Here is a 24,847-nt window from a genome sequence, read left to right on the forward strand (position 1 = left end):
CACCGCTGAGTGTAATTCAATAAATCTGGAGACAACAGCGTTTGGAGCAACGTTCCGTTCGCGGAGCGTCCACCACAAACACCCGCTTTACATCGTACTCAAAAGCAAAGGATGTCCCATCAACCATCTATATGATGGCGTTGGGACATCCTTTTTAATTAATTAAGGTTATTTGTGTGTGGGAGTTGCAGACACCTCTACTCGCCTTGAGGAACGGTCAAGCCCAAACCTTCGGCTACACGGCGTCCGTACTCAGGATCAGCCTTGTAGAAATGTCCAATCTGACGCAGCTTGATTTCATCACTTTCCACCGGCTTCATCGCACCCACGATGTTTTGTACCAGACGCGCCCGTTCTTCTTCGCTGAGCAAGCGGTACAGATCGCCCGGTTGAGTATAGTGATCATGATGATCATAACCCACACTTTGTGCTTCTCCACTCACTTCAAAAGGAGCGATGTTGTGCGCTGGAGACTCTTTCGGCCCACCGAGGCTATTAGGCTCATAATAGACCGATCTGCCACCATTGTCGTCACTACGCAATGCACCATCACGTTGATAGTTGTGTACTTCCGCATGTGGTCGATTGATCGGTAATGAATTGTGATTTGCGCCTACACGGTAGCGATGTGCGTCTCCGTAGGCAAACAGGCGTCCTTGCAGCATTTTATCCGGAGATGCTTCAATACCTGGAACGAACGAACCCGGAGAGAACGTTGCTTGCTCTACTTCTGCAAAATAATTCTCAGGATTGCGATTTAATACCATGCGTCCCAGCTCGATCAGCGGGTAATCCTTTTGCGACCATACTTTCGTCACATCAAATGGATCAAAGCGGTATGTGTCCGCATCCTCCACAGGCATAATTTGCACATGAAGCCTCCATGCAGGGAAATCACCCTTGTCAATGGCATTAAACAGATCTTCGGTATGATAATCCGGGTGTTCACCGGCAATTTTGGCAGCCAGCTCTACATCGAGATTTTGAACGCCTTGCTCTGTTTTAAAATGATATTTCACCCATACCGCCTGCCCTTCGGCATTGACCCACTTGAACGTGTGGCTACCGAATCCATGCATATGTCTGAGTGTAGCGGGAATGCCGCGATCGGACATCAGAATACTTACTTGATGCAGCGATTCAGGAGATAAGGACCAGAAATCCCAAACGGCATTAGGGTTTTTCAGATGAGTTTGGGGGTGACGTTTTTGCGTATGAATAAAGTCCGGAAATTTGATAGCATCCCGGATGAAAAATACGGGTGTGTTGTTACCTACGAGATCGTAGTTGCCTTCCTCGGTATAAAACTTCACCGCAAAACCACGCGGGTCGCGTACCGTATCAGACGAGCCTTGCTCACCGGCAACCGTAGAAAAACGGATAAACATCGGTGTGCGCTTGCCTACCTCAGATAAAAAGCTTGCTTTTGTATAGGCAGATAAATCCTTAGTGACTTCAAAATAGCCGTGCGCCCCTGCGCCCTTGGCATGAACCACACGCTCCGGCACACGTTCCCGGTTAAAATGCGCAAGCTTTTCCAGTAGATGCACATCCTGAATCAATATAGGTCCGCGTGATCCAGCCGTTATAGAATTTTGATTATCACCGACAGGAGCGCCCCAGCTGGTAGTCAGGTTGGTTGGTTGTTTATTCATCATTGAAATCACCTCTTGAATGAATTGGTTGGTTATGTGCTGTAAACAAAAAACCTCCCGCCTCTAGCGCCGAACATCTGAAAAAACTAGGGGGAAATTTCAGACGGCTTCAAGATCGAGAGGTCTATTCTATTTAAACATGAATTCCATTTTAGATAATGAAGATTTCAGGAAGATTTGAAAAAGGTTTGGCGAAGATTAGAGCAACAATGATTCCCTATCGAGAAAATCCAGTATATCCTGAACCGACTGGCCAATCTCCCGGCCTTCAGTGGATACGATGAGTTCAGGCTCCAAAGGTGCCTCGTAAGGCGCATCAATACCAGTAAAATGGCGTATTTCTCCGGCTCTTGCCTTCTTGTACATGCCTTTGGGATCACGTCGCTCGCATTCCTCCAGACTGCACTGGATATAGATTTCATAACAGCCTTCCTGCTGCAAGATATCCTTTACCATTTCACGATCCTCACGATAAGGAGAGATCGTAGCACAAATCGTCAGCACTCCCGCATGTGACATCAGCTTCGCTACTTCAGCAATACGACGAATGTTTTCTTTGCGGTCAGCGGGCAGGAAACCCAGATTGCGATTTAGACCATGCCGAACATTATCCCCATCCAAAATAAACGTGTGTATGCCTCGTGCAAATAGTGCTTTTTCCAGTGTGGAGGATACCGTTGATTTTCCCGAGCCAGACAGCCCCGTAAACCAAAGTACCGGGCTTTTATGCCCATTCAGAAGCTGACGCGCTTGCTTGTCAACGTCTGACACATGCCAGGTGACGTTCTCATTTGGATTCATTCAGCACTCTCCTTTTTCATAACTTATCACTGTATATGGTTTTTGAAACACGTCCCCCAGCTTTAGGAAAGGCCGTATTTAAAGGCGTTCAAGGTACGCTGTCCTGCTGTATGATCCAGCACCGCAAAAACAATCCGGTCAAACAACAATCCATATCCTTCATCTACAAGCACTTGCTTGAACCAGACGGCAACCTCTTCCGGCTTATTGCGGAATACCCCACAGCCATAGGCTCCCAGCACAAGATGCTCTACCCCGTTTTGCGCAGCCAAACTGAGTATGTAACGGATTCGCTCCAGCATCACTTCGCCAATCCGATTTACCTGCTCTGGCTCCCGTTCTCGCACGACTCCAGCATTAACAGCAGGTGCGGTCAGAAAAGCGACTAGGTACGGCTTCTCCAGCTGCATTCCCTGATCATCCCGAAATACCGGCACATCAGGCGAATAAATCATATAATCCGAATAAAAACAGCTTCGCAGCTTCCGATTGTGCTGGTACATTTCTTCCATTTGTAAAATACAAGGATACAATGCTGACGATCGAGCCAGGCTTTCCTCTTGTGCCTGACTGCCTCCGAGAAATCCGCCACCCGGATTTTTGGCTGATGCAAAATTCAGACACGCCACGTGCTCCAGCTTCTCCGAAACCTGGAGCCTATACGCCGCCTCCAATGTGCTTTCTCCCGTAACTTCCATCTTCTCATGAATCGTCTGTTGCGTCAGCCGAGAAGACTCTAATGCGCCTTTTAATAGAAAAATCTTTTCCTCCGCTCTCCAAAATAGATAACGTTTCCTGCGCCATATGTGATCGAATATCCCGGTTGCTCCGGGTGTCCATTGTATGTTTCATGAATGGCTATTCCTCCTTTTGCAGTACATCCTCACGTAGTTTCGTCAATATTTCTCCAAGCCAATTGGTGCCTCGCCATGATTTGCGGTTCCGTATGCGGGCATCATTTTCAGCCAATCCTACCCCCCAAATCGTGTCCGTCGGACTGGCCTCAACCAGTGTAGTTCCTTTCGTTTTGAGCAGGTGCTTAAGCAAATTCGGATTTTGCGTAAATTTGGCGTAGTTGCCGTCATACACAAATTGTCGGCAATTCGCCTCCCACAAGGATTGATCAAATCCGCGCACACTACGGCCACGTGCTTTTTGCTCCCGAGGAGTAGGGGCTTGCACAATTTTACTGCCCGCCTCTTCATCTCCAAAAAGCTCAGCTTTTTTAAACATCATATATTGCTCCGCACAGTTGAATTCCAATCCATCCACGATAAACACAGAGGGGTACCATTGTGAAAATGGCGACTGACTGCGATAAAAAAATGTAAACTTTTCCACGTTAATTCCTCATTTCATATTACTTCCTGCTACATAAAACGCGAACGGGGCTTGAAACGGTATAACTTGGACGGACGATGTCCGGCCGCCTTTCTATATTCATTCGTCTCTTCCACAAGTTCAGCTATTTTGCGACGGAAGGCTGCCGCCAACAGTTCCTTACCCAGAATTATTTCATATACCTGTTGAAGCTCACTCAATGTAAACAGGGATGGCATCAGGTGAAAAGCAATATCTGTATATTCTATTTTGCTGCGCAAACGCTCGATGCCGTACACAATAATTTGGGCATGGTCAAAAGCAATCCCCTGTGATTCCAGCACTTCTCGCTTGACCTCAATGGTCTTTCCCTTGAGAATTTCAGTCACTTTTACTTTGGCTGACAGGTGAATGTCCCCATGCTTCAATGTAATGTCAATGTTTTGTTCCCATCTGTAACCGTCCGGCTGATTCGTCCGTGTCTCCTGAGCCACACTGTAGTCCAGCTCAAACCATTGGGCATCCGCAGCATCATCTCCGGCGTGTATCTCCAGTGAATCATGATCTACCAGTGCCATGTAAGCGCAGCTGATGACCCGCGTTCGTGGATCACGTGCCACATCTCCCCATGTATATAGCTGCTCCATATAAATCCGGTCTACATTCGTTTCAGTCTTAAGCTCACGTCGTGCAGCCTCTTCCAGGCTTTCATCCATCCCTACAAAGCCGCCTGGCAATGCCCATTGACCCAGAAACGGATGCTCTCCCCTCTGGATCAGAAGTAGTTGGAGTGTCTTCTCCGGCAGCTTGCGGTAATTGTGCTGGAGCTGATCCATCACGGTAAAAAGCAGCATATCCACCGTTACCGATGGACGCTCATACTGATTGGCATCATATACAGCCAAAAATTGTTCCTCCGTCAAACCGTTATGATTGTGCTTCGATATATCTGTCACTTGCGTCACCTACCTGTTTATATATGGGTAATAGTTGTTTCTAAATCAAGCAGCAAAAACAGTCTATCTAAATATTTTTTATTTTATCTAATTGATAAAAACAAAATGTTAATATCAATAGAGTAATATATAAATCATGCTTCGTCAACAGCAATCCTATGTCTCAAAAAAACAAAAGGAAACCCTGGTCTTGTATAGACTGGGTTTCTCGACAAGCTAAGTAAAGCCTTCTTTATTCATACCAAAGATCATTCGTTTCAACTTCTTGAAGACTGCTCAAAAACGATTTTGAGTTGTCAACATAAAGTTCAGTGTCGATATAGTACAGTTTTTTATCGTTTAAGCATTGATCAATATAATCTGCATTCAATATACTTTTATCCTCTACATTGGCGGCAAATGCCTGCAACTTGGGAAGCGCGGTTTTCTGATATTCAAGCCATGAATGATGGAATCCGGCTGGTTCTTCCAAGCAATAGATGTCATGATACAACGCTTCGGCAATCCCCTTCTTCCTGAGATAGTCCGATGAGAAAGGCATACTTTTGAAGTAACGACCCGTCATCGCGAACACACGATAGCTCCAATGAGGAGCACCGTGATTAGATTGGCAAAAAAGATTCAGAAAGAATACGGAATAGTGCATTTTAATTGTAATAATCTGGTGTTTCTTCACTTCCGAAACAATCCGATCCGCCATCCGACTATCAATGATCTCATCGAAGTCAGCCAGAATGATCACATCATCATCTTCGACCCTATCCCGCAAGATAGAGGTACTCCTGTTTCTTTGACAAGCCTCATTATGAAATGCGCTGTTGTAGCTGAGCAGACGCCAATACCAACGGTCAAAGTGATCCGCACCACAGGTAGTCACATCAAAATACAATTGATGCTTCACGGGTTCACGAAACAGATCATCAGCATAAAATGGATGATGAATCACCTTCGAGCCAAGATAATTTGAATTGAAGTTGCGTGGCTTATCTAAATAACTGAAAGTCTTGTTAGCTTCGACCACATGTAGCTCGTCAATCCAGCGGTCATTTTCTCTTATTTTAATATCTGCAATCCGATTTTCATTAAAAAAAGGACAAAATTCGTATATTTTCATAACTGGAAGCTCCCCTCTACTATCGTAGTGTACGGATGAACATTGATACTGCGGCAAAGATGCCCGGAAATTAAACGTACAAGCTCGGCGATGGTCTGGTCTTCATAGTGCAGTGAACTGTAATAGCAGGTTAAACTTAATCTGTCGTGTTTTAAGCTTGCCGTCATATTTAACCAGTAGGCGGAGGGATTGTCGGCTGCATTGGTATTTCCGAAAGGAACAGCCAAAGGCTCATAAAAATCGTCGGCTAGCCCATTTATTTCCTCTGATTGGTAATGGAAAAGCATGTGTGTTTCGTCTTTTAGTGACACCATATTGGGATAAGTATCCTGTATCATATATCGTAAAATAAAGTAATCCAGTCCTTCAGATGGAATATGCTGCAACGTGTGTTTGACATGTTCAGGAAGGATTGCCCAATTCCTTGACGGCTCCTCTTCGGGAATCTGGATTCGAATGGGATAAGCTCCGGCAAAAAAACCGATCGTACGATCAATCACAACCCCCGGTAAAAAAGACTCGCGTTGATAAGACATCACATGCAGCAGCAAATCGGATTGCTTTTTCAATTGGTAGCAAGCCTGTGACAATGCTGTTAGTATCATGCTGAGCGGTGTAGTATGCTGCTTCACAGCCAATTCTTTTAAAAGACTAATATGTTCCTCTCCTTCAAGCAAATCTTGCGTTATTGTTGTCATATGGCGGTGGAGAGGCTGGATCTCCGAATCCCTGTCGACCTGTAAAGACTCACCACCTTCTACAACCTTTCTCCAGTAGATTGATGCTTTAGAAGAAACGTCTTTCGCCGCATATTGTGTCAACGCCATGCACCAATCCCGATAACTGCTTTCCTCCTCCCCATGTAACGCCAAATCACTCCCCATTCCCGGCAAGAGAAGATGCTTCAAATCCTCTAAAAAAATGTTTATGGATATGCCGTCAAAAATTAAATGATGGAACAGGAGCAATATCACCTGCCGTCTCTCTTCGCAATAGTGATCAAACAGCACGACCTTCCATAAAGGGCCCTCCTCGATGTCAAATTCATGCTGAACCTTCGCGCAGTATTCCGAAATGTAGGTATCATGTGACCCTGGGATCGCTTGCAGCTGCACGTAAGAAACAACCTGTTCCACACTCATTTTCTGCTCATACTGATACCAATCATCATGATCCAGTTGAGCAAATGACAGCCGTAGGGCCGCATGTTTGTTCAATAGTACCTCCAGCGAAGCGTTCAGCAATTCTCTGGGAATATATTTCTTGAGCAGAGCCAGGTAAGGCACATTAAACATGTTGCGATTTGCCAGATCTCTTTGAAAAAAACGTTTTTGTACGGCAGACAGCGGAAATCCATCATCCGGGTATACTTTTGTTGTAGACTGAATAGTTGGGATATCCATATTCGGACTAATAACAGTGGCTGTATCCGCCACTCCCCTGCTCAATGAAAGGGCCAAGCGTTCGATCGTCTGCTCGCGAAATATCTGGTTGACTGTAACCGAATAACCATTTTTTTGTAGTAGGCTGGCTATACGCAGCGCAGAAAGCGAATGTCCTCCCAACGCGTGAAAATCTTCATCCTTGCGGATGTGATCAAGCTTCAGAACCCTGCCCCAAATCTCTTCTATTATTTGTTCCAATTCGGTTTTTGGTCCAGAATTTGATTTTTTATCGCCCCTATGGATTTCTGGCAAAGGAAGCTTTTTACGATCGATTTTCCCGTTGACCGTTAATGGGAACGTCTTCAGCCAAACGTAACGAGAGGGTAGCATATAAGATGGAAGACCGTCAGCCATAAAAGTATGAAGCTGTTCCTCCCGCTCTTCCTTTTCCGCTGTATAGTAAGCGATCAGCCGCATATCCCCGTGAAGCTCGCGGGCAACGACCAGACAATCTTTCACGACAGGGTAGCCGCCAAGACGGAACTCGACTTCTCCGGGTTCGATTCGATAGCCGCGAAGCTTCACCTGATCGTCAACCCGTCCAATATATTCGATATTACCGTCCGGCATCCATCTCGCCCGATCTCCTGTGCGGTAGAGAACTGGATTTACTCCTCTTTCACGATCTTTGGCAGAAGTATATGGATTTGGAGTAAACGCTTGCTGTGTCAGCTGGTTTTGCAGCCAATATCCCCTTGCAACCCCGTCTCCTCCCACATATAATTCCCCGACTGCTCCGACAGGCTGGACACAGCCCCGTTTGTCCAGAATATAACAAGTTGAATTACTAATGGGCCTGCCAATGGGTATATCCTGCTCAAAAGGCTCTTCGATCCGGTAGCTCGTCGAAAACGTGGTGTTCTCCGTTGGACCATATACATTGAGAATCGAAAGCTCTGGATAGGCAAGCCGGATACGATTTATATGTTTAACCGATAAAGCTTCCCCACCTACAGCCAGCCATTTGAGCCCAGCAAACATCTTTTCATTTTCTTCAATCCATTGATTGCACAATGCGGAACTTAGCCATAGTGTATTAATTTTCCACTCCTTCATTCGATGCTCTAGCATATGGATATTTAGAAGATCATCTTTTGAAACTACATACAGATGGCCTCCATTCAGCAATGTTCCCCAAATTTCAAACGTAGAAGCGTCAAAAACAGGCGAACCCGTATAGAGCAACCTGATGTCAGAGGAAAACGGGAAGTAGCTGGTGTTTTTGACCAAGCGGACGACATTGCGATGTTCTACCATCACGCCTTTGGGTTTTCCCGTCGAGCCGGATGTATACATCAGGTAAGCAAGGTCGCTGGGAGCATTCATGTTCTCCTTCTCTTCTTGTGGTACAACTCCAGACTGGTCAATATGCTCCGTATAAATCAGTGTTAAACGGATTCCCTTACAGGCTTCCGAGATACTTTCTGCCCCTTTCTGTGAGGTGATGATGGTGTCCAGTCTGGCATCCTTGATCAATTCGCGCGTTCTTTCTGCCGGAAAATCGGGATCTATGGGAACATAGGCACATCCCGCTTTCATGATCGCCAGGATGGAGACAATGAATTCGAGAGAGCGCGGCAAGTAAACCCCGATAAACTTCCCATGACTGTCGGTATCATCCGTTAGCTTATTGGCCATGTACTGGGACATTTGGTTGAGGGCGTGGTAAGACATTACCTGGTTGTGCTCAATTACAGCGGGCTGTGAAGGGCGTAGCTTCGCTTGTTCATGGAACAAGTCAACAATGGAACTCTCCCTAGGGTACTTTGTATACGTATTGTTCCAATCGTAGACGACTCGATCATATTCATCCTTGTCTATTAAACTAACGTCTCCAACCGCGCGATCCGGGTATTCCAGTGCATATTGCAGTGTATTTAGCAGATGCTCAGCTAGGCGACAAACCGTTGCTTGCTTTAAGCGATCTGCATCGTAAATCAACTTGAGAGTGATCTGTTCCCCGTCATTGGCAATGGTGATAGTCATCGGGTAATTGGTTTTCTCTCGTTCCTTCATAGCTGACATCTCCAACCCATGTTCTGGCTGACGGTAGTCGTTCATATAATTTTCGAAGGCCACGATGCTGTGAAAAAATGTATGTCCTTGGATGGCACTCCAGCCCTTCAGTTCGTTCAGGCTCACATAGCAGTAATCGTTCAGCTTTTGAATCGTTTGGTGAAGCTCCTTAACATATTCGGTAATGGTCTGTTCCACATTCCAATGCATAACCAGAGGAAGCGTATTGATCAACAGGCCCGTAATGTGGTCCGCTTTTGACAGATCGGATCCTCTACCGGACACGATCATGCCGAATACGGTTACATCTGCATCATGATAGACTTGCAGCACTTTCCCCCAAGCGAACTGCACCAAGGTGTTTAGTGAAATTTGCGCTTGTTGTACAAATGCCGCCATGCACTTGGTCATGCTTGAATCGATATGAATGGTCTCAATCTGTTGCTTCTCAATCGGTTGATGCACATCAGGAAGCATGCCTCTCTTCCCCATCGGCAGGAGGGTTGGCTCCGTTAGGTCGGACAAATAATCTTTCCAGAATGACTCAGCTTCTGTTCGATCTTTATTGTTCAGCCAACGAATGTAAGTCTCAAAAGAGCGGGATAGGCTATGCTGCGGCACCATGCCTTTTAAGCTGCAATCATAGATTTCATGAACCCGATTCAGCAGCAGCGGCAGGCTCCAACCGTCCAGCAAAATATGGTGGTAACTCCAGATCATTGTCCATTCCTCTGGGGTAGTCTGAATCAGTGTTATGCGGTACGCAGGCTGATGCAGATCGAAACACCGATTACGATCCGACGTTGCCCATTGTTCGATATACTTCTGTTGCCGATCTGGAGACTCTGTTCTAAAATCCAAAAAAGTCCAATCCAATTCTACTTTTCGAAGGACACATTGTATGGGCTTGTCCAATTCTTCCCAAACGTAACATGTCCGCAAGCAATCATTTTCAGCAATGACGTGGCTCCATGCTTCCTGGTAACGGTTTACCTCCAGCCTGCCGTGGTATTTCCAGCTAACCTGTACGAAGTATTGATCGGAAGATGGATGATCTAAATAATGGAATAGCAGACCTTCCTGCAAGGGACTTAAATGCATCATTTTATTCAGACCATATTGCTTAGAATAGGTCTTTACGATCTGATCCAGCGAATGCTGCTCCAGTGACACCGATGGAAAATCACTTGGTGTAAACTCTTCGTAATTAGCCTGGCTGCAATGCTCGATGATAGAAAGCAAACGTGATATGAAAGTATTTATCAACTGAGTAATGGTCGTTTCTTCATAGTGACGTTTGCTATATTTCATGAACAAATGCAGTTGTCCATGAACGATGGAACAGTTAAGTTCCAACAGGCTTGTTCCATGATTAAGCGGCGAGCTATGGTCCTGTGCTGCTTCACGTGTAAAACCTATCCACTGCTCTAGCCCGCTCGTATTTGCCTGATCGAATTGACCCAAATAATTGAATAGAGCCTGTGGCTCGGAAGCTGTTAGCTCGGAACGGACTTCTTCGTTCGGATGGCAGTATCTCAAAGCACCGTATGACATGCCACGGTGAGGAATAGAACGTAACTGCTCTTTAACGGATTTGATCGTCGCCCCCAGGGAGTGAGTGTCCGTAACCCGGATGCATACCGGAAACATCGAGGTGAACCAACCAATTGTTCTTGTCAGATCCATATCGGATACAGAGTGTTCACGTCCATGCCCCTCCAGCCGAAACACAACCGTCTCCTGTCCGGACCAAGCAGAGAGCGCCAGCGACCAGGCTGTAAGCAGCAAGTCGTTGATCTCGGTATGATATACCTGGGAGCAATGGTACAAGAGTAGCTGTGTATCGTCGGGGGTAAGCATTGTAACCAATTCCGAAGATTCACTGCTCATTTTATGATCCGCGCAATGGTCTACCGGCAGCACAAATGCTGCATTTTGGAGCTGCACTTTTTTCCAGTAATCTATATGACTTAAAGTATCTTCATTTTGGGCATAATTCATCATTACGGACTGCCACTTTTTGTACGGATTTGAAACAGGAGACAACTCGGTACCTTGATACAATTGATCCAATTCCTGAACCAATATTCTCCAGGACACGCCATCAATAACCAAATGATGAATCGTTATAAATAAGCGGACTTGACCGTCAGGGTGACCCTGGATTACGCCTGCACAAATCATCGGGCCTGTCTCATAATTCAGTTGTCTATTCCATGCATCGCATATGCTTGAAATTTCAGATTCGGGATCAGCAATTTGCTGAATGGTGTGACTGGCAAGCTGAATGGTGGTATCCTTTCGGTAGCGCTGCGTATATCCATGCTTGCCAGCTACAATCTCCATTGAAAGCTCTGGATGGAGTCGGATCAATTGTTGGATGGCCGTTTTCAGCTTTACGGGGTCACAATCACGGAGTATAAACAGCTGGGATTGATTGAAATAATGCGGTTCTTTGAACTGCTGCTCAAAAAACCAGCGCTGGATCGGCGTCAGACCAAATTCGCCTGTCAAATCAACAATACAATCTTCCTTCTTCTCACGTTCTGCCCAAGTAACCACAGCGGCTAATTCCTTGATAGTTGGATGCTCTGCAACTTGTCTTGGGGTCAGCATCATACCGTGATCTCTGGCCATAGAGACGACCTGAATGGCAAGGATTGAATCTCCCCCTGCCGCGTAAAAATGATCGTTTACACCGATATCTCCTCTTTTTAAAATTTGTCGCCAAATGCAAAGCAGTCGCTTTTCGAAACTGCCCTCCCCTGCTTCCGCAGCATTCTCAGCAGGGACAAATAATGTGGTCGGATCGGGAAGAGCTTGACGATCAACTTTCCCGCTTGTATTTACGGGGATTGAATCCAGCTGACAAAAATAAGCAGGAACCATATAAGCAGGTAAAATAGAGCCTACATACTGGGCCAATTCAGCCTCAGTCAGCCTTTTTAATGCAGTATAGTAAGCCACCAGTTTATGGAAGGACTCGTCCTTCCAGGCTCGAACGACACATTGATGGATGTCAGGGTGCTGGCGAAGCTGATGCTCTATTTCACCCAGTTCGATACGGTAGCCTCTGATTTTAATCTGTTCATCACTACGGCCGATAAATACCAGTTCACCATCTGGCGTCCATTTCACGACGTCCCCGGTTCGATATAACCGCTCTCGCTGTGAATACTCATTTCCGATGATCATCTCTTTGTGAACGAAACGCTCCTGGGTCAGCTCCTCACGATTCAGGTATCCTCTGGCAAGCCCTATGCCGCCCACCCATAATTCACCGGGAACACCGACCGGCACAGAATTACCAAATGGATTGAATACAAACAATCGTTTGTTATAGGCGGGTTTGCCAATCGTGATTTCTGCCTCTGGTTTGCATACCGAGGTGGAACATAAAATCGTCACTTCGGTCGGTCCATAAGCGTTCACAAACAGTCGTCCTCTTCCCCAATAATTCACAATATCAGGCATACAGGGTTCTCCTGCGGATACGATTGTATGCAGTTCAGGCAGTTCTCTTGGTTTCATGGTTCGCAGCACAGACGGCGTCAGCATGGCAATGTGGATATTTTTCTCTTCGAGTACATCTGAAATATCCGCATAAGGAGGCAGCTCCTTATTCGACAACACAACAAGTGTCCCGCCTACTGTTAACGTTCCGATCCATTCGTAGACCGAAGCGTCGAAACTGATGGAAGCGAATTGCATAACTCTGGAGTCAGGGGTAATACGAAACTTTTCAACAAGGTAAGGGATTAACGTAACCAGTCCGGCGTGCTCAATAAGCGTCCCCTTCGGATTTCCAGTGGAGCCGGATGTGTAGATGACATAGGCCAGGTCGTTCTGTTTAACCTGAATATTCAAATTCTCGTCGGGATGATCGTTCTGCTGCACCAGGCATTCATCTACACAAATAAGCGAATGCGCTTTCATATTCATTTGATTCATAGATGGATTTAGCTTATTTACCAGTTGGCTGTGCGTGATAATCATCTTGGCCTGAGCATCTTCTAAAATGAATCGAACCCGTTCTCCAGGATATTGGGGATCGACCGGAAGATAAGCGGCTCCTGCCTTCATAACTCCTAGCATTGCCGGGATTACATCTGCGCTTCTGTCCATAAAGATGGCAATCAGCGTGCCGGGTTGTAAAGCGTTCTCCTCTCCTATGGAAACCGACTCTAGAATCACGCGGCCGATTTGATTAGCCCGCTGATTTAACTCCGAGTAGGTCAGCTTCTGCCCTTCAAACTCCAATGCGATTGCATCGGGAGTTCTGGCAGCCTGCTCCTCAATCAGTTGAACCACGGTTTTATCCAAAGGATATGCTTGTTCCGTATCATTCCATTGTTGCATCTGCTCGTATTCTTTCGTTGTCAGTATGGGGTGAAGGAGTACCGCTTTCTCCGGAAGATGGAGTGCATTTGCCAGCAGTATCTGAAAGTGGCCTGCGAGATTAGCGATCTGCTTTTTACCGAAATGCCTGCTATCATAGTGTATTGCGCACTCTAATCTTTCCGAACCATAACGGTAGCAGAGCGCAATCTCTGGCGGATTTATACCGCATAGAGGAGCTAGTGCTTTTGTGCTCGAACTTGAATGCGAGAGATCACCACAAGTTTCTACGATGCCCACATTGAAAAAATCTCCATCTATTTCTGGTGGGGAATCCACTTTCATGTACTGCGAAAGATCCTCACTCCACTCACTGCTGCTATCTCGCTTATCCCAATTTGCCTTTATTCTTTGTATCAAGGAGAGAAGATGATCTTCCTTCTGAATATGGATAAAAAGCGGATAGTCCTGACGACGTTGTGTCCCCTCTCTGTCTGATAACATGGAATATAAAACAGGTACTGTATATTGATTGGCGTAATGGGATAAAAGCACAGACCATATGGCTGCGATAAAAGAAGGCATACCCAACTGATGCTGCTGTACAAACTCCATGATCGTTTTGACCTGTCTTGTTTCCAAACGAATATGGTAAAGGACTTGATCTTTGTCTTCAGTCTGTCCGGCATCCCCTCTGCGATGGGAAAATAAAGGCAAGTAAGGTTGGATCACTTATTGAACCTCCCCTTTCTGAGATGCTATACTGGCAGCCTGATAAAAAGCAGCCCTGACTTCCTCAACCCCAATCTCGTAACTGCACCGCATTGAAAAAATAAGACCGTCTGTGTAGGAGGAAGCGATGCAGTTGAACAGCGAATAGATCGGCAGCGGATTCGGTTGCTTTATGACCGTATCATCGTAAAATTGGCTACACTTCAACCCTTCCTTTGCGCTATTGGCCAAATAGTTAAACATGAATACATCTAGCTGCTCATACTGCTTCCCAAACTGTACAAGTGTTCTGGCACGTTCCCACCTGTTTTTGTAGGCAGGTCCTGTAAGCAGGTTCATAAAATTAATCGTGTGGCGTTTTAATAAATCTAGCCTGTTTCTGACAGACAGCAGCATTTCATCCGGGTTCTGCTTCATATCCATCAGCATAGGCACAAAATCAATAAACTCACCGACCGTGTTATAATATGTCGCCTCATCGTACCTTCTTCCATCATATAAAAATAACAATGGCAACTGGTCCATACCTAAATAAATTTGCAAGCCCCTTGTAAAGACAGAGAGTGCAAATTCCAAGGATGGGTTTTCAGCCGGGATGCTCACGTTAAACAGATAGGCTTCTGTGCTCGTTCTTAGCTTCGGAGTTTGTAACAGGTCCTGCTTGCTTTGCTGGAACGCTTCCAGACGAAAGTCGGATATCAATTCCTGTTCAGTGATTCCGCTGGGTCCGCTTTGGATTTGTTCTACATAATCCATATAGGGCTTCACTTCATCCGTAGGAAGGGATTCGTTTTGAAGCAGATTTCTATAGGAAGCAAGCACCTGTCGTTCTGCCACTTCCGAGGTCACCCGATCGCATATCGCATGATGGTAAAGCGTTATAACAACATGCTCACGCAGATTTCGTTTTAGCACAAACATCTGAAACAAAGTACGCTCTCCCGTGTATCGGGTATTCGTCATGTAGTCATTTATCATTTCCATAATGGGGCCATATGGATTGCAGTCCGTTACGTCGAGGATGGTGAGTGTTGGCAAATCGGCGTCGGGAAGTACGTATTCCCTCCAATACGTCCATTCATCTCTTTGTACAGGAATGCTTCTCAGTAATCCTTGACTTTGTACAAATTGAGCATAAGCCTGATTCAAAAAATCATAATTCACATACTCGTCCAGCCTAAATAGGCCAATACTCGGCGGTGTATGAAATGAAATTTGCATTTGTTGAATTCCACTTAGCGGATATTCTTGTGCCACTTGCCCCGTTTTAACCCACTGATCTCTTTTTAAATAATCGTCTTCCAGTTGCTCGCGCAACCTCGCCGCCTGATCCGTGTCCATGGTTTTCAAGCCCAGACGCTGGACAAACTCCTCTTCATCGATGACCTGGTATTGATTATCCATTTTTACTTTTTGATGCAGTGGTACAATATAATGCGGCTGCAGTTCTTTAGCGACTTTCCCGTTCATGATCCGCATGATAGGATTAACGTTGTCCACGGAGTTGAAGTAAAGCACCCGAATATCTCTCACTTCGTGAAGAAAATCCCGCACTTGATACTTCACCAGATCGTACACACCATCTGTTTCTTGGTGCAGCCAGGAAATCAACTCTTGCTTGGTTTCTATGGTGCCCTGCTGCTTCAAGGCTCTTTCACTATCTTGAGCCGATTGAAGATAAGCAGCGAGCGCACGGATCGTCTTATAGTGGTAAATATCTGTCAAAGTGGTATGATATCCTGCCCCCTCCATCCTTGACATTAACGTAAGCGCATGAATAGAATGTCCACCAAGGTCGAAGAAGCTGTCTACAACACTAAACTGCTGAATACCTAATACATACTGCCAGATTTCCATCAGCCTGGCTTCCAGCCCTGCCTCAGGAGATATGTTTGCTGCCACGGTATGTCCATTGTCTTCAAAGGACAACAGTACCTTGCGATCCAGCTTTCCATTCCGTGTCAGTGGCATCTGCTCTAATTGAACAAAAAAAGAGGGAATCATGTAATTCGGCAGCTTTGCAGAAAGCGTGTTTTTAATTTCATCTGTCGTCAGCCTTTGGTTTGCCCTAAAGTACGCTCCCAGTTGCTTCTGTCCGTTCCCATCTTCACGCACGATAACAACCGCTGCTTGTATATCCTTTATTTTTAATAGCTGTGCCTCAATTTCCCCTGGCTCAATTCGGTAGCCCCGTATTTTCACTTGATCGTCGATCCGGCCGATATATTCAATGTTTCCGTCCGCTTGCTCTTTTGCCCAATCTCCGGTTCGGTACAACCTGCCCCCCGGCACCCCTGGAAACGGAATAAACCTTTCCTCTGTCAGCTCTGGACGGTTCAAATAACCTTTCACTAATCCATCGCCGGCGATGTACAGTTCACCTGCAACTCCTTGTGGCAAAGGATGCTGGTCATGATCCATGATGTAAACCGACGTATTGCTGATGGGTTTACCGATCGGTACGGTATTTGCAGCTTCATCCAAATGATCAATCCGGTAAAACGTTGCAAATACCGTACTCTCGGTCGGTCCGTAGACATGAATTAAACGGCCAGAGCCCAGACGGGCAAATGCTTTGCGCACATGGCTGACCGACACCTTTTCACCACCGAATAGCAAGGTTTCAAGTGTGGCAAAGCAATCCGGATCAATATCCACCAATGCATTAAAAAGTGCTGTCGTGATGAAGCATTTTGTAATCTGTTGTGTGCGCAGTACACTCGATAGCTCACGTGCATTCATGATTTGGGCTTGTGGGGTCAAAACGAGGGTGGCTCCGTTGAGCAGTGCCCCGTAAATACCAAATGTAGAACCATCGAACGAAAAACTGGCCAATTGCAAGATTCGGTCTTTTGCCGCGAATTGGATGTAATTTGTCTCTTTTACAACACGTGTAATATTGTAGTGCATCGTCAGGTTTCCCTTCGGTTCACCCGTAGAGCCTGACGTATACATAATGCAGGCTAGTGCATCTGAGCCATGAATGGAGGTGAGATTCCCTGTTTCTTCCCTGTTATTTCGCTTGTCCGACAAATCCATTACAGGAACGTTGAGCTCCACTTGTTGCTCAATTGGTAGCCGGGTTAGCAGGAGCTTTGCGCCAGAATCTTTCAGCATATAGCATATACGTTCCTTGGGGTATTCCGGGTCAATCGGTACATAGGCTCCCCCGGCTTTTAAAATCCCGAAAATCCCGACGATCATTTCCAATGAGCATTCGGCTATTATCCCGACGGGGTCGCCTTTATTTACGCCTTTGCTCCGCAGAACCCGGGCAAGCTGATTAGACTGTTTGTTCAGATCAGCATACGTCAAGTGCTTGTCTCCCAATACAACGGCCACTTGCCCCGGTGTGCGCTCGGCCTCCCCCTCAAACAACTGATGAATCGTTGTATCCCGCGGGTAATCCGCTAACGTACCGTTTAACATGCTCCGCCTCATCTCCTTCTCCCATTAACGTTCATACGATTTAAGGTTTGCTCTACAAGCATCTTTTTCGAAGCTACCTGATAGGGAATGCAGCAAAAAATTAGAAGATTTTGTATAATCTTATGCCAAAAAAAGAGTATGTATGGAACGTAGAAGTCGTTTATGGATAACTATAATCACAACTTTACATTAAAATGAGAATTTAGCTGGAGATGAAGAAATGACATCAGGTGACAGAATAGTATACTTTTTCCCTTCGTCGCTGTCGATCTTCCATGCTTAAAGCATGAATTTTATCTTTATTTTGCGTCATGAACCGTGCAATTTCTTTCGAATACACCACATTCATGGATAGAGGAAACTTACTTTCCATGTATAGAGGATCACTCGGCCCCCGTTCCATGGAATCTGTTACATTTACGACCCCGATAGGAGCAGTTCTGTTCTGCAAAAGGTATAATGCAAAACGTAATCCGATCTGCTCGTGAGCATTAGAGCCGCACCAGATCGTGATCGACTTATCATCAGAAATTGCAGTAAGAGTAGTCGTCATCTGTTCAATGCGGTGCTCCCAATTCGCGTAATGGAAAAATTCATAATCCACGATTCGTTCAGCCAACCAGTTGTGACGGTTCTCTTGTAGGTGTACATTGTTAGATGACAAGTCATCTGCCTCCTTTCACTGTGTTCAATAATATCTTGTCTTTCGACCAGAAATATCTTTAGAATAGGCGTATAGCTATCACATCTTGCTCTACAATAACAGTACCACAGGATGGTTACTCGACTGGAGGAAAAGAAATGACATCGGAGTGGCAGAGACTACAGACCAAACTGCCGGAATGGGTGGAACAAAGCCGTCATCAGTATATTCATGGCAAGGTGGCAGCGTATATTCCCGAATTGTCCAAGGCCCCAGCCGACGCGCTGAGTGTTGTCGTGATGAACGGAACTGGCGAGACCGTGGTAGCCGGAGATACCGAAATAAGCTTTACGATGCAAAGCATTTCGAAGGTATTCACGCTTATTTTGGCCTTGATGGATAATGGCGAAGATGTTGTCTTCTCCAAGGTTGGTATGGAGCCTACCGGAGACCGTTTTAATTCCATGCTGAAGCTGGAGCTGGTCGAGCCGGGCATCCCGTTTAACCCGCTTATTAATGCCGGAGCCATCGCCGTGTCCTCTTTGATTCGTGGGAACAGTCCCGAAGAGAAGTTTGCCCGTGTCCTGCAATTTTTCCGTCTGCTTACCCGTAATGACAAGCTGGAATATGACCAGGATGTCTACGATTCGGAATCTGCTACAGGCCATTTGAACCGTTCCCTTGCCTATTTCTTGATGGAAAAGGGAATTCTGCGCGGACATGTTGAGGATGTGCTGGAGGTTTACTTCAGGCATTGCGCTGTAAAATTGAATTGTACGGATTTGGCACGCATGGGACTCGTATTAGCCTACAATGGACGTGATCCGGTCACGGGTGTACCGCTGGTTCCCCGCCGCTATGTACAGATCGCCAAAACCTTTATGACCACATGCGGCATGTATGACGCATCCGGAGAATTCGCTATTCAGGTCGGACTGCCCGCCAAAAGTGGCGTATCTGGCAGCATTATGACGATGGTGCCCGGACGATATGGCATTGGACTGGTCGGGCCTTCTCTGAACCGCATGGGCAATAGTACAGCGGGTGTACACTTGCTGGAGACCATGTCGCGGGATTTGGATTGGAGCTTGTTTTAGTTCACGAATAAGAGGGTATTCCCAGCCTATGTGGCTTACGGGAATACCCTCTTCTTTTACTTTCCTGATATGTTAAACGGTTTGGCCGTCGGTAACCAGTTTGATATGAATGCGGAACGGATCAGCTACGTATTTGGCACCATCGCGTTCCTCCACTCCATATCCTGCCGCAGTCAAACGGACGACAACGGCCTCCAGTTCCGTTGGATTCGGCACAATCAGTTCAAAATAATCCAGGCCTGCAGCATGCTCGGGAGCTGGGGGCGCCCCTTCCCCTGCCCATATATTCAAGCCCATATGGTGGTGGTAACCACCTGCGGATACGAACATAGCAGACGAGCCATAGCGACATGTAATATCAAAACCGAGCACATCGCAATAAAATTGCTGCGCCTTGAGCAAATTAGACACATGGAAGTGAACATGCCCAATTACCGTTCCTTCGGGCAATCCTTGCCAAGGTAGGTTCTCGGAAATAGCGACCAAGCCTTCTGCATCCACAGGATCTGTTCCCATAATGTAATATCCGTTAGCATCTTTCTTCCACTGATCACGAGGACGATCCGCATAGATCTCTATCCCGTTATTATCCGGATCATGGATATACAGAGCTTCACTTACATCATGGTCCCCCTGTCCGATTTCAATCTCATGAGCAAGCAGATTACGCAGTGACAGGCCCAGAGCCACGCGGTTCGGTACAAGAATAGCAAAGTGATACAATCCGGCTGCGGATTGGCGCGGGAGAATAACTGCATTTTCAATAAACTTAAGGGTTAGCAGCGGGTGCTTTCCGTCGACTGTCAATTCAGCGGTATCCGCCGTTTGACGCAGCAGTTGGAAGCCAACAACCTCGGTATAAAATTCAATAGAGCGCTCCAAATTACTAACCTTTAATGAAACCTGCCCGATTCTGGTGTTGTCATGGATATGTGCTGTCATGAGATTTCCCTCTTTCTACGTGGATTGGAGGACTACGCTAATGATAAATTACTGTTCTGTTGAGGTACGGCGGCTAAACAAAGAATCCAGTGACAAACGAGTCGTTGGTGCAAATACCAAATGCAGAGCTACCAGAATAAAGGAAATATCCAGCTCATAACCTGCTCCCTGCCCATTACCCATCAAACCACCGGACAATTTTGCTGTGAAAATCGCTCCGATCAATACAATAACAAAAAGTCCAGAGACATAACGAGTAAACAACCCAAGAATTAAAGCAATTCCTCCGACTAACTCAATTACTGCAACGACATAACCTAAAAATCCTGGGACACCAATACTGGAAAACCAGCCAGCTACATTACCCAGCCCCATTTGAAATTTAGCAATTCCGTGCGCCAAAAACAAGATACCCAACGCCACCCGCATAATTGTAGAAATGTTTCTGCTTGCTGAACTCATATTTATCTCTCCATTCTGAATATTTTTTTCGCACCCGTATGAGCACATATTAATAATTATTTTATATTACTAATAATTTGGTTAAAAAAAATAAAATGATCTTGCTCTAAGCTGTAACTTATATAAGTACGAATCAAGCTCGAATTATTAGTAATAGGAATAATTATTTTGTAATGTGAATTTATCATAAGAAACTATAGTCTGTCAACAAAATATTTGGTATGATAAATAATAAATTAGTATACATTATATTTCCTTGAAGGAGGAACACTCCATGGGTATAGGATGCAACATACGCGCCGCGCGTAAACGTAAAAATTTATCCATTCAGCAAATATGCGAACGAACCGGATTATCTCAAGGCTTTATGAGTCAAGTGGAAAACAATAAAACCTCCCCTTCCATTGCTACACTGGACAGCATCGCTAATGCACTTAAGGTGCCCCTCGCTTTTCTGCTGCTCAAAGAAGAGGAACGGATGCAGGTGATTCGCAAGGACGAGCGACGTAAAACGATTTATGGCAAAAATAAGCTTCAGGTGGACCATTTGGGGGGGCAGGGTAACGTCAAAATGATGCTGGTGGACATGCCGCCAGGCTCATCCACGGAAGAAGAGCATGCTCATGCGGGCGATGAGATTCATTTTGTTATGGAAGGCACAGTATATGTGGAGCAAGGCGAGGATTCGGCTACCCTTGAAGCAGGAGATTCCTTTAGCTGGAGAGCAGCCATTCCGCATTATGCCAAAAACATTGGAGAAAACAACGCACGTATTCTGATCTCTGTATTTCTCGAAGCAGAGAATGACGTTTAATAGAATCAAAAAAAGGCGCGTACCGGGAAGTCATTTTTCACTTCCGCGGTACGCGCTTTTTATATTCCAACTCTATCTTTTCTTGGCTGCGTCAATGTCTCCAGGATTCATACCTTCCCAAATGTTAGGGATACTTATGTTCTCTGGATGCTCAAATACGAGGAATGCTGTCGGTAAATACCGCTCGCCGTATTCAGATGAAGGTTTATTTACAATGGCATGATCCTTGACGAGCACGGTCGATGATCCACCATCCAGATTAGCACCGATAACCGCTCCGTGTTTAAGTAAAATGTTTTGCATATCATACAAATTGGCACCGATGCTGTAACCTGGCTGACGACCGTCGATGGTCACAAAAATAATCGCGCCATCTGCTCTTTGCCCCATTGCCGTACGGGGAGCAATTCCCCATCCTTCGCTTGCATTGCGAATAAGACCTTTACCATTCACGATCAAGCGTGGCTGGAAGGTAACCGCTTCTTGCACGTTCATTTTGGATAACTCGGACAGTGAATAATGCCCGGCCACCATTTTCCCCTGCTTATCAATCCCTACGATTTGGGCAGAAGCGTTTTTTCCCATATCATTGTAGTAGAGCTGGCCCTGAGAAATAACAACGCCGATCGGCTTAAAGCCATTTCCATTCCAGTTGGGATCGGCAAAGCCGCCGCCATTTACGCCTGCAACAGCTCCCAGGCGCTCTGCCATACTGGATACTCTTTCTCCTTTGCCTACCTTGGCAGGAATCCCGAGTCTGATTTTAGTTGGGTCATGCACCGTCATCACATAGCCGTGATAATTACGACCAGATACCTCTTCTACCTCAACCAGCGGCGTTTGCTGCACCTTGGTCGGTGTCAGATCAGGCAGCTTGATCGTATGTCTGTCCTTCTCCTCGCCCATCTGCTCGAAACGGGCCGAATATTCGGCCACTCGCTTCTGCGCCTCCTCCTCACCAATAAAATATTTTGCCCAGTGACGATGTTGTGTTGTGATCAGCGTATCCGCCGCCAAGTAGCGCATGTCCTTGCCAGATGGCGTTAAAAACAGCCACGCCCCGCCCCCGACTCCTGCGAGCAGTAGTACAATAAAAAGCCGCGCCATAAAGCGACCGAATTTTCCTTTTCGTTTCTTTTTTTTGTTTTTCTGCCTGCGGGCTGTTGCACGCTGTGGCAAGACTTCCGGTTTCATTCGTCATCTCTCCTGTATGCTGACTTCTGCCTTGAATATAACCCCGTTCTTTATGAGCTTGATAGGGTTTGTTGTTCAGGACAGCCATGCTGCTGATTCTGATCCTCAGAGGGTAACATATCGGCAGCGACATCTAACGACAATATCATAAACTAATTTTGTAGAATGATAGTGTCAATTTTTTAACAGATTCATCATACCGAAAAAGAACACAATAAAACAGCCCTCCACATTAATGTGAAGGACTGTTTGGAATATTACGTTAAAATTTACGTTTGCTTGAAACCCGTTTTGTTGCCGTTGCAATCCCTTTTACGGTGCGACCTCCGGTTCAAGCAGCATGAACAGTTCTTTCATTTGCTGGCGCTTGAGCTTCGGACTAAGCACATACAAGGTATCCCCCGGCTTAATCACCGTCGTGCCTCTCGGAGCTATAATTTGCTCTTCTCGAATAATAGCGGTGAACAAAATGTCATCGGGAAGCTGCATGTCCTGAATTGCTTTGCCCACAATGGACATCCCTTCCTGCACTTGAATGTGATTGATCTCCGAGGTGGTTTTCCCTAGAGATACCAATTCCAAGAGCGAGGGTGATGACGTTTTGTTAGGGTCCATTAAGCCGAGTTTCACCGCCAGCCACGAAATGGTCGTACCTTGTATAATGGCCGAGGTAAGCACGACGAAGAATACGACATTGAAAAACAGCGGCCCCACATCCATTTCATCCAGCAGTGGATAGGTAGCCAGTACAATCGGTACCGCTCCCCTTAGTCCTGCCCAGGATAACAGCGTCATTTCGCGTATAGAGTACCTGGAAAAAAGCAGGCTCAGGAACACGCCAATCGGACGGGCTACGAGCATCAGGATGAAGGAAAGCGCCAAGCTTTGCCACGCAATGCCGAGCAACTGATCGGGAAAAACCAACAGTCCGAGCAGGACGAACATCATGATTTGCACCATCCAGGCGAAACCGTTGTTAAAATGAATAATAGACCGCTTGTAGGTCAGGTCCGAATTACCCAGCACGATGGCCATGACATATACCGCCAGCAAGCCGCTTGCCTCCAGTAAGGATGCCGCCGCATACGTTAAGACCGCAAATGCCAGCGCCATGACGGGATACAGACCGGATGAATCAAAATTCATTTTATTAATGGCATATACAGCTATGCGTCCGAGCACAAAACCAACGACCAGACCAAAACCCATTTCCCACAAAAATAGTAGAATATGTACCCAAATGGATTGCTCAGGGTGATGTATCAGCTCAATCAACGTTACCGTGAGGAATACGGCCATCGGATCATTACTGCCGGACTCCGCTTCCAGCGTGGATGTAATTCGTTTTTTGATGTTTTTACCACCTAAAACAGAAAACACCGCTGCCGCATCCGTCGATCCGACAATAGCGCCGAACAGCATGGATTCCATCCAGCTCACGCCTAAAATAAACTTGGCGCAAACGCCAATGACCACCGTCGTAATGATGACGCCAAGCGTCGATAATGACATCGCAGGTCGAATGACTGGCTTAACATCTGCAAACTTCGTTTGCATCCCGCCTTCAAATAAAATAACGATGAGCGCGAGAATCCCCACCAATTGCGTAATAAACGCATTATCAAAATAAATAAACTGACTGAGCACCATGCCGACGGCAATAAACAATACGAGCGCAGGCATGCCGAAACGACTGGAAAATTTGGTAGTCAGTACGCCAACCAGCAGCAAGCCGGACAGCAAAAGCACAATAAAATTAATAACAGTTGTCTGTTCCATACGATGGCTTCTCCTATCCTGAAAATAATGTTCATTTTTTCGCCTTTTATCTATATACCCTCAAATCACGCAGAATACTAATCTTAGGTAAAAAAAATATAAAATCAAAA

General features: G+C 46.0%; 14 protein-coding genes and 1 pseudogene. 2 read left to right on the top strand and 13 right to left on the bottom strand.

The features are described from left to right. Positions 1-197 precede the first annotated feature (197 nt). From katA to QD47_RS19005, 9 genes and pseudogenes are all read right to left on the bottom strand, one after another. Positions 198-1,655 carry a catalase KatA gene (gene katA / locus QD47_RS18965; protein WP_044647621.1) on the bottom strand — a complete coding sequence of 486 codons (1,458 nt, stop codon included), beginning with the start codon at positions 1,653-1,655 and terminating at the stop codon, positions 198-200. Positions 1,656-1,853: 198 nt separating this feature from the next. Continuing rightward, entirely contained in the window at positions 1,854-2,456 is a 603-nt protein-coding gene (gene cysC, locus QD47_RS18970) for an adenylyl-sulfate kinase (RefSeq protein WP_044647604.1), read from the bottom strand. Between the two features lie 65 nt (positions 2,457-2,521). After that, positions 2,522-3,301: pseudogene (locus tag QD47_RS18975) on the bottom strand (hypothetical protein); the annotation flags it as partial. Between the two features lie 13 nt (positions 3,302-3,314). Beyond that, complete coding sequence (locus QD47_RS18980) at positions 3,315-3,797, bottom strand: NADAR family protein (RefSeq protein ID WP_044647605.1); 483 nt, start codon at positions 3,795-3,797, stop codon at positions 3,315-3,317. Positions 3,798-3,826: 29 nt separating this feature from the next. Beyond that, positions 3,827-4,732: an NUDIX hydrolase gene (locus QD47_RS18985; protein WP_044647606.1), complete on the bottom strand. Its 906-nt coding sequence runs from the start codon at positions 4,730-4,732 to the stop codon at positions 3,827-3,829. A gap of 232 nt (positions 4,733-4,964) precedes the next feature. Further along, positions 4,965-5,846 (bottom strand): glycosyltransferase family 17 protein, encoded by an 882-nt coding sequence (locus QD47_RS18990; RefSeq protein ID WP_044647607.1) that lies wholly within the window; start codon positions 5,844-5,846, stop codon positions 4,965-4,967. Then, positions 5,843-14,377, bottom strand: coding sequence for a non-ribosomal peptide synthetase (locus QD47_RS18995; protein WP_044647608.1), 8,535 nt, complete (start codon positions 14,375-14,377; stop codon positions 5,843-5,845). Before QD47_RS18995 ends, QD47_RS18990 begins: the two co-directional genes overlap by 4 nt. Next, the gene (locus tag QD47_RS19000) at positions 14,378-17,806 is read right to left on the bottom strand and encodes a non-ribosomal peptide synthetase (protein ID WP_044647609.1); all 3,429 of its coding nucleotides are present in this window, start codon (positions 17,804-17,806) and stop codon (positions 14,378-14,380) included. A 226-nt stretch (positions 17,807-18,032) separates the two neighbouring features. Next, complete coding sequence (locus QD47_RS19005) at positions 18,033-18,470, bottom strand: DUF1835 domain-containing protein (protein WP_052646806.1); 438 nt, start codon at positions 18,468-18,470, stop codon at positions 18,033-18,035. A 137-nt stretch (positions 18,471-18,607) separates the two neighbouring features. On the opposite strand from QD47_RS19005, the gene glsA reads away from it, so the two are divergent. Further along, a complete protein-coding gene (gene glsA / locus QD47_RS19010) occupies positions 18,608-19,546 on the top strand; it encodes a glutaminase A (protein ID WP_044647610.1) in 939 nt (312 codons plus the stop codon). Between the two features lie 72 nt (positions 19,547-19,618). Here the strand turns inward: glsA and QD47_RS19015 are convergent, their stop codons facing one another. After that, positions 19,619-20,488 carry a VOC family protein gene (locus QD47_RS19015; protein ID WP_044647611.1) on the bottom strand — a complete coding sequence of 290 codons (870 nt, stop codon included), beginning with the start codon at positions 20,486-20,488 and terminating at the stop codon, positions 19,619-19,621. Positions 20,489-20,536: 48 nt separating this feature from the next. Beyond that, positions 20,537-20,950 carry a DoxX family protein gene (locus QD47_RS19020; protein WP_044647612.1) on the bottom strand — a complete coding sequence of 138 codons (414 nt, stop codon included), beginning with the start codon at positions 20,948-20,950 and terminating at the stop codon, positions 20,537-20,539. A 274-nt stretch (positions 20,951-21,224) separates the two neighbouring features. Here QD47_RS19020 and QD47_RS19025 point away from each other — a divergent pair, with 274 nt between their 5' ends. Further along, positions 21,225-21,764, top strand: a complete 540-nt coding sequence (locus QD47_RS19025) for a helix-turn-helix domain-containing protein (protein WP_044647613.1) — start codon at positions 21,225-21,227, stop codon at positions 21,762-21,764. A 72-nt stretch (positions 21,765-21,836) separates the two neighbouring features. Here the strand turns inward: QD47_RS19025 and QD47_RS19030 are convergent, their stop codons facing one another. Together QD47_RS19030 and QD47_RS19035 are read right to left on the bottom strand one after the other, a co-directional pair. After that, positions 21,837-22,958, bottom strand: coding sequence for a phosphodiester glycosidase family protein (locus QD47_RS19030; RefSeq protein WP_044647614.1), 1,122 nt, complete (start codon positions 22,956-22,958; stop codon positions 21,837-21,839). Positions 22,959-23,270: 312 nt separating this feature from the next. Then, on the bottom strand, positions 23,271-24,737 hold the full coding sequence (locus QD47_RS19035; RefSeq protein ID WP_044647615.1) for a potassium/proton antiporter: 1,467 nt from the start codon (positions 24,735-24,737) through the stop codon (positions 23,271-23,273). Positions 24,738-24,847: the final 110 nt, after the last annotated feature.

The sequence above is a fragment of the Paenibacillus terrae genome (assembly GCF_000943545.1).
GTDB lineage: Bacteria > Bacillota > Bacilli > Paenibacillales > Paenibacillaceae > Paenibacillus > Paenibacillus terrae_A.